Origin of the sequence: Rhodococcus sp. DMU1, assembly GCF_012272955.1 — a bacterium.
In the GTDB taxonomy this organism is placed as follows: domain Bacteria; phylum Actinomycetota; class Actinomycetes; order Mycobacteriales; family Mycobacteriaceae; genus Rhodococcus; species Rhodococcus aetherivorans.
In genome coordinates, this window is sequence record NZ_CP050952.1 from 5,501,474 (window position 1) to 5,515,052 (window position 13,579).

Sequence of the window (13,579 nt, forward strand, 5' to 3'; positions counted from 1 at the left end):
GAGGGGACGCCGAACGAATCGCCGCCGTTCGCCGGCGACGTCACTTCTTCTCGCACAAGCCGATTCGACCCGCCGATCGTCCATGTCACCGAATACCCGCACGGCACGCCGGATCCTCGCCACCAGGGGAGACCTGCACCTCTTCCGCGAGCCGGATCTACCGGCAGTCCCGTTCCGGTGCCGCACCGGTGCTTTCCGGATCGCGGTAGCGGCCGGTGAGCTCCGCGCCGATCCGCGCGAGTTCCGCCCGGACGGAAGGCGGTTCGGTCACCTCGATCATCGCGCCCCAGCCGGCGAGAGTGCGAGCGATGTCCAGCGGCGTCGGTGCGGCGACGCGGACCCGGACGCGCCCGTCGCCGAGTTCGCCGGCGGCGTGGCAGTGCCGGCCGAAGTGGTCGCGCAGGATCGGCACGAACCGGGCCGCGAGCAGGACGGTCGCCCAGGTACGTGACCGCCGCTGCTCGACCTCGCCGACGACCTGCCGCCACGCGGCGTCGAGCGCGAAGCCGTCCGGGCGCGCGGCCGGTTCGTCGGTCGGTTCGGCCCGGACGATCCGATCGACGCGAAAGGTGCGCTGGCCGCGATCGGTCCCCGCGATCAGGTACCAGATGTCGTCCTTGTCGACGAGACCCCACGGGTCCACCAGCCGCTCACTACGCTCGCGCGCGCTGTCGGTGTAGACGAGGCGCACTCTCCGTCGCCGCACGACGGCGGCCTGCAGAACATCGACCGTCTCGGGCCGGTGCCGGTCTCGCGCGCCCCACCGGGTGGAATCGATCATCGTGGCGTCCGCAGCGGCCTCGGCGTCGGCCCGGAACGTCGACGGCAGCGCCCGCACCAGCTTGCGCAGGGCGGTCTTGACCTCACCGGAGACGGCCGCCGCGGGGCCGACGAGCAGGAACAGTGCCTGCGCCTCGGCGGCCGAGAGCCCGCTGAGGTCGGTGCGGGCGCCGCCGACGAGCGACCACCCACCGCCGCGTCCGGGCTGCGGATACACCGGGATCCCCGCCGCGGACAGCGCCTCGAGGTCGCGGCGAGCAGTGGCCACGGACACCTCGAGTTCGGCGGCGAGCTCGGCGGCGGTCACCCGCCCACGACTCTGCAGGAGCAGCAGGACGGCGACGAGACGGTCGGCGCGCATCCCCGAAATGTCTCACGAAAAGTGCTCGGAAGGTGAGCGCTTTCGCCCGCAGGATGGATGTCGACACCCCCCGAGGAAAGGAACGAGCCATGTTGCGAGGACTCTCCACCGTCAGCTTCTTCGCCGACGACCTGACGGCCGCCGGTGCCTGGTACACCGAACTGCTCGGCGTCGAGCCGTACTTCCGACGCTCCGTCGAGGGCAGGCTTGCATACCTCGAGTTCCGCACCGGCGACTACGGGCACGAACTCGGGATCATCGACGGGCGGTTCGTCGCCCACGAGCGCCCCGGGCAGCCCGGCCCCGCGACGACCTACTGGCACGTCGACGATCCCGCGGCCGCCCTCGAGCGGCTCGAATCGATGGGCGCGACGGTGCACGACAAGCCGGTCGAGCACGGCCCCGGATTCGTCACCGCCTCGGTGGTCGACCCGTTCGGCAACGTGCTCGGCGTGATGTACAACCAGCACTACCTGGACGTGCTGGCGGCGCGGACGGAGCCGTGACGGACGATCGTCGGAGGTCGCCGAGCGGCGCGGAGTGGGACGTCGGCGGAGTCGCCCGGCCGGCGAACGCGCGCTGCGCGATCGTTCAGCGCCACCGGCCCAGCAGCTCACCCGCCCGCTCGGCCAGGGTGGCCTGCAGCAGCGGCCCGAAGCTGATCCGGGCGACGCCGAGAGCAGCGAGCGACGCGAGATCGTTCTTCGCCGGGTGGGCGATCGCATTGACCGGCAACGGCAGCTCCGACGTCAGGCGCCGCTGGACCTCGTCGCTGTGGAAGCCCACCGGATAGAGCACATCGGCGCCGGCATCTGCGGCCAGCTTCAGGCGGTCGATCGCCCGGTCCACCCGGTCGGGCTCGTCACCGATCTTCTTGACGAACAGGTCGGTGCGGGCGTTGACCACCAGGTGCACACCGGCGGCGTCGGCGGCGGCACGCAACCCGGCCACGTACTCGGCGTGCTCGGCCGGCTCGCGCAGCCGGCCGCCCTCACTGTGCACGGTGTCCTCGACGTTCAATCCGACAGCGCCCGCCCCGAGCAGCCCCTCGACGATCCGAGCGGGGGCCTCGCCGTAACCGGCCTCCACATCCACCGAGATCGGGACGTCGACCGCTGCGGTGACCTGCCGGACCCGGGTCAGCAGCTCCTCGAACGTCATACCCTCGTTGTCCGGCTTGCCGACCGAGTCGGCCACCGGATGGCTGCCCATCGTCAACGCGGCGAAACCGGCCTGCACCGCCAGGTTCGCCGACCAGGCATCCCACACGGTCGGCAGCACCACCGGGTCACCCGGAACGTGCAGAGACTTCAGCGCTACGGCCTTCTCGGCAAGAGTCGTCATGCCGCATCCAACCACACACGTCCCCCGGCATTCCCGGCGAACGCACTCCACCCGGGTGCGGATGCGCGACGGGTGCCGCGGCAGAGGCCAGGGGCAGAGGCAGGGGCAGGGGCAGGGGCAGGGGCAGGGGCAGCGAGAAGACCGGGCCCCGTGCCGTTCGCAGTGAACGGCACGGGGCCCGGTTCTCGTCGAGTCGTCCTATCGGACGCTGACCTTCTCGGGTTCCGGCTTCTTCTCGGGAGCGCGGTCGACCCGGGCAGGTACAGCGGTGACGGTCACGTCGTCGGGGACATCGGCGTCGAGCCGGTGCTGCTCCTGCGCGTAGTGGAAGTGCGGGCGCCGGTGACCGAGGAAGGATCCGAACCACGACATCACCGCGACGTAGCGGTTGCGGAAGCCCACCATGTAGACCAGGTGCACGGCCAGCCACAGCACCCAGGCGATGAAGCCGCTCAGCTCGATCTTTCCGACGCGGGTGATCGCGCGGAAGCGGTTGATGATGGCCATGCTGCCCTTGTCCCGGTACTTGAATCGGGTGCCCACCGGCTGCTTGCCGAGGATGGTCCGCGCGACGTGGCGGCCGCCCTGCATCGCGACGGGCGACTGCCCGGGCAGGTTGTTCAGCGACGTCATGTCGCCGATGGCGTACACGTCGGCGTAGCCGCCCACGGTGAGGTCCGGGTTGACCAGCAGCCGGCCCGCACGGTCGGTGGCGCAACCGGTGCGCTCGGCGAGGACTCCGGCGAAGTCGTTGGCGCGCACGCCGGCCGACCAGATGATCGTCTCGGCGGTGATCCGGCGCTCCTCGTCGCCCGCCTTGAGCGTGGCACCGTGCTCGTCGATGTCGGTGACGAAGGTGCCGAGCACGACGTCGACACCCGACTTCTCCAGCGACTGCTTGGTGTATTCGCTGAGCTTGCCACCGAAGGCCGGGAGGGCCTCGCCCGCGCCCTCGACGAGGGTGACGGAGACGTCGTCGGCGCTGATGTCGTGGAACGACTGCTCGAAGTAGCGGCCCGCGAGTTCCTTGATCTGGCCGGCGAGCTCGACGCCCGTCGCGCCGGCACCGATGACCACGAAGCTCAGCAGGTTGCGGCGGCGCTCCGGGTCGGTGGTGGTGTGCGCCTCCTCGAAGCACCGCAGGATCTGCCGGCGCAGCCGCTCGGCGTCCTCGACGGTCTTGAGGGCGTAGGTGACCTTCTCGAACTCGTCGCGGCCGAAGTAGGCCTGGCGCGCACCCGTCGCCGCGACGAGCGAGCGGTACCCGACGGTGTGGACGACGCCGCCGGCAACGTAGTCGACCTCGTGCACGTCCGGCCGCACGTCCACGACCCGGCCGAGGCGGACGTCCGCGCTGGGGTACTTGGCGAGGATGGAGCGGATCGACGGGGCGATCTCGCCGGCCGAGAGCACGCCGGTGGCGACCTGGTACAGCAGGGGCTGGAAGAGATGTTCGGTGGTCTCCGAAATCAGGACGAACGGCGTCCCGGCCTTGGCGAGCTTCTTCGCCGTTGCCAGCGCGCCGAAGCCCGAACCGACGACGACGACCTCGGTCCGATCGGTCACTGCTGTGCTGCCCACGATTACCTCTACCTCCACCTTGAAGTCGATGTATGACAACCACCGTATGGAGACGGCAGACCGATGGCCACCAACCTGCCGTATTCGCGGAAGTCTTATCTCGATCGCTCATAAGTAGGATTGGGGGCATGGACTTCCGGCAGCTGCGTTACTTCCTCGCCGTGAGCGAGGAGCTGAGCTTCAGCAAGGCCGCGCAGAAGTGCTTCATCTCCCAGTCCGCCATCAGTCACCAGATCACCCGGCTCGAGAAGGAACTCGATACGTCGCTGTTCGAGCGGTCCACCCGGGTGGTGCGGTTGACCCCCGCCGGTTCGCGGCTGGTCCCCATCGCGCAGCAGGTGCTCAGCCTCGAAGCGCAGGCGTATGCGGTGGCGCGCGAACCGCGCAACCGCATCCGCATCGCCGCGAACATGACCTTCGCGTCCCAGAGCCTCGATGCCATCGCCCACGTCCGCGAGCAGTACCCGGCGATCGACATCGAGTTCGTCATCAAGAGCTTCGCCGACCGGATCGACGCCGTCGCCGGCGGCGACGCCGACGTCGCCCTGATCCGCGGCGGCGTCGACCGCCCGGGTCTCGAGACCGTGGAACTGGGGATCGAGGACCTGGTCATCGTCACGTCGAGCCGGCACCCGCTTTCCGCGTTCTCCACCGTCGACCTCGGCGACCTGGCGCCCTACCCGCTGCTGCTGCCGCCCCGGCCCAGCCAGGTGCTCATCCACACGGTGATCGAGGACGCCTTCCGCGCGGTGGGACGCCGGGTGCAGCTCGGGCCGTCGATCGCGAGCGACCACACCGCCACCCTCGACGTCATCACCAATCCGCGGGCGTGGACGGTCCTGTACCCGAGCACCGCCGCGGAGACCCCACGGACGGGCCTGGCCTACATGCGCGAGGCGCGCAATCGCCTCAGCGTCCCGGTGTGCGGCGTGGTCCGCAGCGACGCGCCCCGCTCGTCGGCGATGTCGAGCCTGATCCTCGCGCTGCGACGGTCGATGACCAGCGAGGCACCGCCGGGACCCGAGGACTGAACACGCAGCCGCGCGGTCGCCGCAATGCGCACCGATCCGGTGGCGTTTCGTGGAAGGATGACCCGATCCGGCGGCGGATCCACGCGGTGAGGAGCGATCATGCAGCGAACCGAGACTTCGTTCACCAGTGCCGACGGCACCCGCATCGTCTACGACGTGTGGTCGCCCGGCGGGGACCCGACCGGCGTGCTCGTGCTGTGCCACGGGTTCGGCGAACACGCACGTAGATACGACCACGTGATCGAGCGCCTCGGCGATCTCGGCCTCACGGTGTACGCGCTCGACCACCGCGGGCACGGCCGCTCCGGCGGCAGGCGCGTATATCTGCGGGAGATGGCCGAGTACACCGGCGACGTGAACCGGCTGTTCGGCATCGCCTCCTTCGACAATCCCGGCCTGCCGCGGTTCCTGCTCGGCCACTCCATGGGCGGGGCCGTCGCCCTGGCCTACGCGCTCGAACACCCCGACGAGCTCACCGCCCTCGTCCTCTCCGGCCCCGCGGTCGACGTCACCTCCGGCACGCCGCGCGTCGTCGTCGAACTCGGCAAGCTCATCGGGCGCGTGCTGCCGCAGCTACCGGTGCAAAAGCTCGACTCCGCGGGCGTCTCCCGCGACCCCGACGTCGTCGCCGCGTACGAAGCCGATCCGCTGGTGCACCACGGGCTCGTGCCCGCCGGCATCGCGCGGGCCCTCGTCGTCACCGGGGAGAGCCTCCCCGACCGGCTGCCTGCGCTGAACCTGCCGGTCCTGCTGCAGCACGGCGCCGAGGACCGGTTGACCGCCCCGGCCGGCAGCCGGCTCGTCGCCGAGCGGGTCGGGTCGCCGGACGTGACCCTGAAGTTGTACGACGGCCTCTACCACGAGGTGTTCAACGAACCGGAGAAGAAGCAGGTCCTCGACGACCTCGTGGAATGGCTCCGGCCGAGGCTCATCTGACGTGGCCGCCGAACCGTCCGCGCGCATGCCAGCCGCGTTCCTCGGGCACGGCAGTCCCCGCAACGCGCTCGACGCGAACCGCTACACCCGGGCGTGGCGGGAGTTCGGGCGCGCGGTCCCCACGCCGCGTGCGATCCTCGCGATCTCGGCGCACTGGTTCATCAACGCCACCGCCGTCACCGCCATGCCCAGCCCGCGCACGATCCACGACTTCTTCGGCTTCGAGCAGCAACTGTTCGACGTGCAGTACCCGGCGCCGGGGCTGCCCGAACTGGCCGAGGAGATCGCCGACGTCGTGCATCCGACCTGGGTCGGCGCGGACGTCGACTCGTGGGGCATCGACCACGGCACCTGGTCGGTGCTCACCCACGCCTTCCCGGCCGCGGACGTGCCGGTCGTGCAGCTGAGCTTGAACGCCTACCAGGATTTCGACTACCACCTCGAACTCGGCGCGAAGCTCGCGCCGCTACGCGAACGGGGCGTTCTCGTCGTGGCCAGCGGCAACATCGTGCACAACCTCGCCGGCATGGATCGGCGCCTCCCGGACGAGGGGTTCGACTGGGCGCACCGGTTCGACGCGGCGGCGCGGGTCATGATCATGGACCGCCCCGACGGCGTCGCGAGTCTCGACGGGCACGCCGACTTCGAGCACGCGGTCCCCACCACGGATCACTTCCTCCCGCTGTTGTACCTCGCGGGCCTGGCTGGTGTGGGCGACGATCTCGTCGAACCCCTGGTCGACGGCTTCGCGTACGGATCGCTGTCGATGAGCGCCTACACCCTCGGGGTCACGTGCACGGCCGGCGAGGACGGCCCCCCGTCCGCCGGGTTCCCCGACACCCCAAACCCGTCCGACACCAATACCTGACTGCTCGGGCACGCGGCCGAATGTCACACCGCGTCACTCAGATCGAATGGATGTGACATCGGGCCGCCACGGCGGGGTCATGCCGTGTGGCGACGCTCCTGCGCGACGACGGTGCGCCGCACGAAGTCGATGCTGTAGTGCAGCAGCGTGCGGGCCTCGGGCAGCACCTGCCCTATCACCGGGAAGGCGTGCACCTGACCGGCCCACAGGTGGGTCTCGACCGTCGCGCCCACCTCGTCGAAGGCGCCGGTCATGATCTCGACGTCGGGTCGGGTGATCTCGTACTCGGCGACGGAGAAGAACACGGGCGGGAACAGCGCCGGATCGGCACGGACGGGCGACTCCTCGCCCTCGATGTAGTCGGGACCGGCGAGCCAGCGGTCGCGTAGCTTCTCGACCTGCCGCATCGGCAGGTACGCGTCCCGCTTCATGAAGTCGGGGTCGTGCTCCTCGAGTTCGAGGTTGAGCAGCGGCGAGTAACCGATCACCGCGGCCGGCCGGATCATGCCGCGCAGCGCGGCGATCTCGGCGACCTTCATCGCCAGGTAGCCGCCGGCCGAGTCACCGGCGACGACGATGCGGGTGGGGTCCTCGACCGTCTCGAGCAGCGCGGTGTACGCAGCCATCGCGTCGATGACGGAGGTACCGATCGAGCCCACGGGAAGCTGCCGGTAGGCGACGGAGTACACCGGAACCCCCGACTCGGCGGCGAGCAGTGAGCAGACGGTGCGGTGGGTGGCGAGGCCGCAGAACACGAAGGCGCCGCCGTGGAAGTACAGGATGGTGACCCCGGCGAGCGAGTCCCGGGCGGGTCGCGGCGGTTCGATGCGCTCGCTGGGCACCCCGCCGAGGGTCAGGGGGTCGATGTCGACGCCACGCGGTCGGGGCAGCAACTTGTCGACGCGACGGTCGAGCCGGCTGAGGGTCTCGATACCCCGGTCGGTGGCAGGCCACCAGGTGAAGAGCGGCTTCACGAAGATCCGCACGAACCAGAAGACGAGGATCGCCCGCAGGCTCACCGTCCAGTGCCAGATCGTCGATCCGTGGGTGCGCATGTACGCCACGATAGGACGAGGCCGGTACCCGGTCGAGGTACTCTCCGTCACACGTATCTTCCGAACCCTCAGCCCTCAGACCTGCAGCAACGGCACCAGCAGCTCCTCCTCGGTCAGCGCACCGTGCTGGCCGGGCAGCTGCGACATGACCAATTCGCCGTCGGAGCGGATCACCGTGGACTCGCCGAGGCCGATCGCGACGACGTCACCGATGCGTCGGCACGCGGCGGGCGACGGGTCCGGGCCGAACAGGCCGCCGGCGATCACGTCGTCGCGGGTGCCGATCCACATGTCGTCGCCGAGTTCGTTGCGCCACCGCTCCAGCACTGCGTCGGGCCGGCGGGTGTGCACGTGCCGGCAACGGGGTTCGCCCGCGATCGCGTCGACGTCCTCCGAGAGGCCGGAGATGTGGTCGAAGTCGGCGCGACGGCCCCGGGAGGCGTCGACCATGCCGTGGTCGGCGGTGATCAGCAGCCGCGCCCCGGCGGGCAGGGCCGCGACGAGTTGCTCGATGAACCGGTCGACGACGGTGAGCTGCGCGGTCCAGGACGGGGACTCGGGTCCGTAGAGGTGGCCGATCGTGTCGACCTCGCCGAGGTAGCAGTAGACGAGGGTGCGGTCGCCGGCGGCGACGGCAGCGACGACGTGGGCGAGCAGGTCGCCGTAGGCGGAGACACCGACGAAGTTGCCGCCGCGCAGCACGGCCCGGGTGAGCCCGCTGCCGTCGAAGCTGCGGGGCACGACGGTGGTCACGGTGAGCCCGGCGGCGTCGGCGCGTTCGAACGCCGTCGGGTGGGGCTGCACCCATTCGGGGACGAGCCGCTCACGCTGGTCGACCGCGGTCCCGGCGAGGGTCCAGCGCAGCCAGTTGAACGGGGCGTCGATCTCCTCGACGTAGGACTGGTAACCGGTGATGGCGTGGGCGCCGGAGGCCAGGCCGGTGCCCAGCGACGCGATGCTCACCGCGGTGGTGGTGGGGAATCCGGCGCGGATCGGCCGGCCGTCGAGTCCGGTGAGAAACGGGGCGGCTGCGGCATTGCGCCGCAGCAGGTTCCACCCCATGCCGTCGACGAGCAACACGACGGTGCGGGACTGCTCGTCGAGCGCGAGACGGTTGGCCTCGCCGGGCACCCCCGCGGACGCGAGCACGGACGGCATCAGGTCCGCGAGGGTCGGTTCGGCGTAGACGTCGTGCAGCGGCAGGTCCATTACCCGAGTATGGCCTGCCGGCGGCCACTAGTCCTTGATGTCGGATCCGTGCTTGGTCAGCGGCATGATCTCGATGTTCATGTACGGGAACAGCGGCAGGTTCCACAGGATCTCGTGGAGTTCGTCGGCGGAGTCGACGTCGAAGATGCTGATGTTGCTGTACTTGCCGACGATGCGCCAGATCTCCCGCCACTTGCCCTCGCGCTGCAGTTCCTGGCTGTAGGCCTTCTCCCGCGCGACGGTCTCGGCCCGCACCTCGGGATCGAGGTCGCGGGGGATGTCGACGTCCATGCGAACGTGGAACAGTGCCATGGTGCGTACTCCTTTCGGGCCGTGCGCGGTTTCGGTAGCTGTTTCTACCGAAACCGCGCACGGGTGTGGTCAGTCGCGGGCGAGGTGCTTGACGACGTCCATGTCGAGTTCGACGCCGAGGCCGGGCCCCTGCGGGAGGTGCACCTGCCCGTCGGAGTAGTCGAGCGGGGTCTGCAGCAGCTCGACGGCGAACAGCTGCGGCCCGAACAGCTCGGTGCCGTAGTTGATCCCGGGCTCGGCGCAGGCGAAGTGGATGGACGCCGCAGTGCCGATGGGCCCCTCGATCGAGGTGGCGCCGTGGCAGCGGATTCCGGCCGCCTTGGCGACGGCCACGACCTCCTTGCTGCGTTGCAACCCACCGCACTTGGTGGTCTTGAGGGCGATGACGTCGGCGGCGCCGAGCTTGGCGATCTCGAGCGCGTCGTGCGGCGTCTGCACGGACTCGTCGGCCATGACCGGGGCGGACACCAGATGGTTGATCTCGGCGAGGACCTCGCGCTGCTCGCCGGGGGTCGGCTGTTCGATGAGTTCGACGCCGCCGTCGACGAGTTGCGGGACGTACCGCAGCGCGGTGAACCGGTCCCAGCGGGCGTTGACGTCGATGCTGACGCCGGCCTTGCCCTCGAGGGCCTGCGCGATCGTGACGACACGTTCGGTGTCGACCTTCGGGTCGAGCGCGCCCATCTTGAGCTTGAACGCGAAGTTCAGGCGTGCCGCCATCTTCTCCTCGACCTCCTCGAGGATCTCCTCGACCGGCGCGGCGCCGAGCGCCCAGCGCACGTCGACCCCGGTGCGGAAGGCGCCGCCGAGCAGGGCGTGCACGCCGACGCCGAGGGCGCGGGCCCAGGCGTCGTGCAGGGCGACGTCGACGGCGGCCTTGGCGAACCGGACGCCGGAGACGACGCGTTCGATGTCGACCATGATGCCGCTGATCTCGTCGACGCCGCGGCCGGCGATGTAGGGGGCGATGTAGCCGTCGACGATCGCCTTCATCGTCTCGACGGATTCACCACCCCACCACGGACCGCCGGGCACGACGCCCTCGCCGTAACCGGTGACGCCGCCCGCGGTGGTGATCGCCACGAGCAGGATGGGCTGCTTCTCGGCGGTGGTGGTGGCGAACTTGTGCGGACGTACCAGCGGCACGTCGATGATCGTCGTGTCGATCGAGACGATCTTCAGGTCGGGGTCGGACATCGAACAGCTCACAATCGGATATCGGCGGTGATGCGGGCAACAGTGGACCCTCGGGGACGACGAATGCCGGTGTCCTCTTGGTGGACACCGGCATTCGTCAACTCACGTGGACCCGGTCCATGGAGACGATCAGGCCTCGGGGTCGAGCACGAAGTTGTAGGTCACCTCGTCGACGCCCTCGGCGTTCGGCTGCGGGTCGAGGATGAGCTCGGGCTTGGTCGCGGTCGCGACGTCGTCCTCGACCCACTCGCCACCCTGGAAGTACAGCTGGGTGGTGATCGAGCGCTTGCCGGGGGCCTTCACCATCAGGTGCAGGTGGGCGGGGCGCCACGGGTGTCCACCGTAGGACTCGATGAACCAGCCGGTCGGGCCGTCGGCGGGGATCTTGTAGGGGGCGGGCTTGAGGGTCGTGATCTCGAAGTTGCCCTCGTCGTCGCACTCGACGGTGCCGCGCAGGTTCCACTCGGGGATGCCGGGGGCGAACTGCGAGTAGAGGCCCTCCGCGTCGGCGTGCCACAACTCGATGGTGGCGCCCTGCAGTCCGTTGCCCTCGAGGTCGGTGACCCGGCCCTTGAAGATCAGGGACTCGGCCGCCTTGTCCTGCGCACGCATCGGCATGGTGCACTTGGCCGGCAGCTTCGGGGAGTCGGCCACGTAGTACGGGCCCTCGATGCTGCCCTTGGTGCCGGTGAAGTGCTTGCGGTTGTAGTGCACCTCTTCGATCTCGTGCTCGACGAAGACGTCCAGCCACAGCGGCCACTCGCCGTACTCGCCCACGTCGATCATCCACTGCTTGAGCACGCGGTACTCGTCGTAGGTGACCTCGTGCTTGTGGATGATCTCGGCGAACGCCCCGAGCACATCCTTGTAGATGGCGGCGGCACGCTCGACCGACGTGTCCGACGAGACGCGCTCGTTCTTGAACTTGTCGGTGGCCGCATTGCCGGACGCGTGGGCGGTGGGATTCTCGGTGGTGGTCATGTGTCCTCCTCGGCGAGGCTCGAACGATGGTCACGAAAGCTGTCGTGGTGATCGCGGGGCTGGCGCTCTCGCCACTCGGGTTGTACGCTGTGCGTACTTCCGTATCGCAGTGCGTACACACACTGTGCGTCCAGTCACAGGTGATTGTCAACACCCGGGTGGCCCCGGGCGCCGAAACCGCAGGTAGGAGCCAGCAATGCCTAGCCAGGACCGGGATTTCGTCCAAAGCATCGAGCGCGGCTTTGCCGTGCTGCTCGCGTTCGACGAACAGCACCCCAACCCGTCCCTCGCCGAACTGGCAGCGAAGACCGACCTGTCCCGGCCCGCGGTCCGCCGCATCCTGCTGACCCTGCAGAAGCTCGGCTACGTGAGCAACACGGGCAGCCGATGGTCGCTGACCCCGCGCGTGCTCAGCATCGGTCAGCACTACTCCGCCTCGCACGCCCTGGTCGAGGCCGCCATGCCGCGGCTGGTCGAGATCTCCGAGTACACCGGCGAATCCGCCTCCCTCGGCGTTCTCGACGGCGCCGAGGTGGTGTACGCCGCCCGGGTCCCGGTGCGGCGCATCATGAGCATCAACGTCTCGGTGGGCACCCGGGTCCCCGCATACGCGACGTCGATGGGCCGGGCGCTGCTGGCGTGGGCCCCCACCGACACCGTCGAGCAGGTCGTCGCCGACACGAGTTTCGAGAAGCTCGCCACCGCGACCGTCGGCAACGCGGACGAACTGCGGGCAGAGCTGGCCCGGGTGCGCGCCCAGGGCTACGCGCTCACCTCCGCCGAGCTCGAGGAGGGCCTCATCTCGGCGGCGGCGCCGGTGCGCGACGCCGCCGGCACCGTGGTCGGTGTGCTCGCCTGCTCGACGTCGACGGCCCGGCACACGCCCGAGGAATTCCGCGCGCTCGCCGTGGACTGCCTGGTGAAGTCCGCGAACGACCTCAGCGCCGACCTCGGGTACCGCGGGTAGGTCTCGTCAGCCGCGCAGGGTCGCGGACGGGGTCACGCCGTACTTGCGGCGGTAGGCGGCGGCGAAGCGGCCGGTGTGCGTCATCCCCCAGCGCATGGCCACCTCCGTGACCGACGTCGCCGCCGGGTCGCCGGCCGCGAGCTCCTCGTGGATCCGCTCGAGGCGCAGGTCGAGCAGGTAGTCGCGGGGACAGACCCCCAGGTACTCGCGGAATCCCTCCTGGAGGCGGCGCACGCTCACGCCCGCCAGCTCGGCCATGTCCGCCGACGTCCACGGCTGGGCCGGATCCTCGTGGATGCGGTCGAGGACCCGCTTGACGATCCGCGGTCGCGCCGCGGTGCCGGTCCCGCCGTCGGGCATCACCGCGAGCACGAACGCCGAGGTCAGGGCGCCGGAGAGCTGCTCGGCGACCAATGGGTTGCGCCACAGCTCCTCGTCCGCGCGCAGCTGGTCGACCACCGACCGCAGCAGGGTCATCCAGCTCTGACCGGCCTCCCCGGTCAGGTCCACCTGCTCCGGCAACTGCAGGTCGGGACGTCCCAGGATCCGCGCCAGCTCACGGTCCAGGTAGTCGCGGTCGAGCTTGACGCCGACGATCTCGCAGTCGTCGGTCCAGCGGGTGATGGTGGCGGCGGTGTCCGGCCGGAACACCGACGCCTGTCCCTGCACCGAGACCACCTCGCGGCCCGCCGTCACCGATTCGATGCGCCCGGACAGGGGGATGTTGACCGCGTAGGCACCCGGATGATCCGACTGCACCGTGACCTCGGCGCCCCATCCGATTCGCGCCAGCCGCAGCGGACCGAGCTGCAGCGCGCGGACATCGACGTGCGGTTCCGTACCGGCGGCCAACGGTGCCAGGGTGTGCGGGAAGTATGCGTCGGACACCACATGCTCGGCTTCGTCCCAATCGGCCGGATCAGGCGTCGACCTCACCCCGTACCTCCGTTTCCGTCC

At 69.8% G+C, this 13,579-nt stretch carries 14 protein-coding genes; 5 read left to right on the forward strand and 9 right to left on the reverse strand.

Going from position 1 to position 13,579, the window contains the following annotated elements:
• Positions 1 to 157: 157 nt before the first annotated feature.
• Positions 158 to 1,141, reverse strand: a complete 984-nt coding sequence (locus tag HFP48_RS25115; RefSeq protein WP_168580236.1) for a YafY family protein — start codon at positions 1,139 to 1,141, stop codon at positions 158 to 160.
• A gap of 89 nt (positions 1,142 to 1,230) precedes the next feature.
• On the opposite strand from HFP48_RS25115, the gene HFP48_RS25120 reads away from it, so the two are divergent.
• A complete protein-coding gene (locus HFP48_RS25120; RefSeq protein WP_168580237.1) occupies positions 1,231 to 1,647 on the forward strand; it encodes a VOC family protein in 417 nt (138 codons plus the stop codon).
• Between the two features lie 85 nt (positions 1,648 to 1,732).
• Here HFP48_RS25120 and HFP48_RS25125 read toward each other — a convergent pair whose 3' ends face one another.
• Together HFP48_RS25125 and HFP48_RS25130 are read right to left on the reverse strand one after the other, a co-directional pair.
• Positions 1,733 to 2,485 (reverse strand): isocitrate lyase/phosphoenolpyruvate mutase family protein, encoded by a 753-nt coding sequence (locus HFP48_RS25125; protein WP_168580238.1) that lies wholly within the window; start codon positions 2,483 to 2,485, stop codon positions 1,733 to 1,735.
• A 198-nt stretch (positions 2,486 to 2,683) separates the two neighbouring features.
• Complete coding sequence (locus HFP48_RS25130; RefSeq protein WP_029546503.1) at positions 2,684 to 4,051, reverse strand: NAD(P)/FAD-dependent oxidoreductase; 1,368 nt, start codon at positions 4,049 to 4,051, stop codon at positions 2,684 to 2,686.
• Positions 4,052 to 4,194: 143 nt separating this feature from the next.
• Here HFP48_RS25130 and HFP48_RS25135 point away from each other — a divergent pair, with 143 nt between their 5' ends.
• The 3 genes from HFP48_RS25135 (at position 4,195) to ygiD (ending at position 6,901) form a co-directional block, all read left to right on the forward strand.
• A complete protein-coding gene (locus HFP48_RS25135; RefSeq protein ID WP_029546504.1) occupies positions 4,195 to 5,097 on the forward strand; it encodes a LysR family transcriptional regulator in 903 nt (300 codons plus the stop codon).
• Positions 5,098 to 5,196: 99 nt separating this feature from the next.
• The gene (locus HFP48_RS25140) at positions 5,197 to 6,033 is read left to right on the forward strand and encodes an alpha/beta hydrolase (protein ID WP_072636487.1); all 837 of its coding nucleotides are present in this window, start codon (positions 5,197 to 5,199) and stop codon (positions 6,031 to 6,033) included.
• 25 nt (positions 6,034 to 6,058) lie between these two features.
• Complete coding sequence (gene ygiD / locus HFP48_RS25145) at positions 6,059 to 6,901, forward strand: 4,5-DOPA dioxygenase extradiol (protein ID WP_029546506.1); 843 nt, start codon at positions 6,059 to 6,061, stop codon at positions 6,899 to 6,901.
• A gap of 77 nt (positions 6,902 to 6,978) precedes the next feature.
• Here ygiD and HFP48_RS25150 read toward each other — a convergent pair whose 3' ends face one another.
• The 5 genes from HFP48_RS25150 to catA form a co-directional block, all read right to left on the reverse strand.
• Positions 6,979 to 7,956, reverse strand: a complete 978-nt coding sequence (locus tag HFP48_RS25150) for an alpha/beta hydrolase (protein ID WP_029546507.1) — start codon at positions 7,954 to 7,956, stop codon at positions 6,979 to 6,981.
• A 75-nt stretch (positions 7,957 to 8,031) separates the two neighbouring features.
• A complete protein-coding gene (locus HFP48_RS25155; protein WP_168580239.1) occupies positions 8,032 to 9,165 on the reverse strand; it encodes a nucleotide pyrophosphatase/phosphodiesterase family protein in 1,134 nt (377 codons plus the stop codon).
• A 27-nt stretch (positions 9,166 to 9,192) separates the two neighbouring features.
• Positions 9,193 to 9,477, reverse strand: a complete 285-nt coding sequence (gene catC, locus HFP48_RS25160; RefSeq protein ID WP_029546509.1) for a muconolactone Delta-isomerase — start codon at positions 9,475 to 9,477, stop codon at positions 9,193 to 9,195.
• A 69-nt stretch (positions 9,478 to 9,546) separates the two neighbouring features.
• A complete protein-coding gene (locus HFP48_RS25165; protein WP_168580240.1) occupies positions 9,547 to 10,674 on the reverse strand; it encodes a muconate/chloromuconate family cycloisomerase in 1,128 nt (375 codons plus the stop codon).
• A gap of 129 nt (positions 10,675 to 10,803) precedes the next feature.
• A complete protein-coding gene (catA, locus tag HFP48_RS25170) occupies positions 10,804 to 11,655 on the reverse strand; it encodes a catechol 1,2-dioxygenase (protein ID WP_168580241.1) in 852 nt (283 codons plus the stop codon).
• A 196-nt stretch (positions 11,656 to 11,851) separates the two neighbouring features.
• Between catA and HFP48_RS25175 the strand changes: the two genes are divergently transcribed.
• Positions 11,852 to 12,622, forward strand: coding sequence for an IclR family transcriptional regulator C-terminal domain-containing protein (locus HFP48_RS25175; RefSeq protein ID WP_050036050.1), 771 nt, complete (start codon positions 11,852 to 11,854; stop codon positions 12,620 to 12,622).
• A 6-nt stretch (positions 12,623 to 12,628) separates the two neighbouring features.
• Here the strand turns inward: HFP48_RS25175 and HFP48_RS25180 are convergent, their stop codons facing one another.
• Positions 12,629 to 13,558 (reverse strand): AraC family transcriptional regulator, encoded by a 930-nt coding sequence (locus HFP48_RS25180; RefSeq protein WP_043802485.1) that lies wholly within the window; start codon positions 13,556 to 13,558, stop codon positions 12,629 to 12,631.
• Positions 13,559 to 13,579 lie beyond the last annotated feature (21 nt).

Excerpts from the sequence above, each read along its gene's own strand:
- HFP48_RS25140 (WP_072636487.1), top strand. The coding sequence starts at position 5,197 with ATGCAGCGAACCGAGACTTCGTTCACCAGTGCCGACGGCACCCGCATC.
- HFP48_RS25120 (WP_168580237.1), top strand. The coding sequence starts at position 1,231 with ATGTTGCGAGGACTCTCCACCGTCAGCTTCTTCGCCGACGACCTGACG.
- HFP48_RS25175 (WP_050036050.1), top strand. The coding sequence starts at position 11,852 with ATGCCTAGCCAGGACCGGGATTTCGTCCAAAGCATCGAGCGCGGCTTT.
- HFP48_RS25125 (WP_168580238.1), bottom strand. The coding sequence starts at position 2,485 with ATGACGACTCTTGCCGAGAAGGCCGTAGCGCTGAAGTCTCTGCACGTT.
- catC (WP_029546509.1), bottom strand. The coding sequence starts at position 9,477 with ATGGCACTGTTCCACGTTCGCATGGACGTCGACATCCCCCGCGACCTC.
- ygiD (WP_029546506.1), top strand. The coding sequence starts at position 6,059 with ATGCCAGCCGCGTTCCTCGGGCACGGCAGTCCCCGCAACGCGCTCGAC.
- HFP48_RS25135 (WP_029546504.1), top strand. The coding sequence starts at position 4,195 with ATGGACTTCCGGCAGCTGCGTTACTTCCTCGCCGTGAGCGAGGAGCTG.
- HFP48_RS25165 (WP_168580240.1), bottom strand. The coding sequence starts at position 10,674 with ATGTCCGACCCCGACCTGAAGATCGTCTCGATCGACACGACGATCATC.
- HFP48_RS25150 (WP_029546507.1), bottom strand. The coding sequence starts at position 7,956 with ATGCGCACCCACGGATCGACGATCTGGCACTGGACGGTGAGCCTGCGG.
- HFP48_RS25155 (WP_168580239.1), bottom strand. The coding sequence starts at position 9,165 with ATGGACCTGCCGCTGCACGACGTCTACGCCGAACCGACCCTCGCGGAC.
- catA (WP_168580241.1), bottom strand. The coding sequence starts at position 11,655 with ATGACCACCACCGAGAATCCCACCGCCCACGCGTCCGGCAATGCGGCC.
- HFP48_RS25115 (WP_168580236.1), bottom strand. The coding sequence starts at position 1,141 with ATGCGCGCCGACCGTCTCGTCGCCGTCCTGCTGCTCCTGCAGAGTCGT.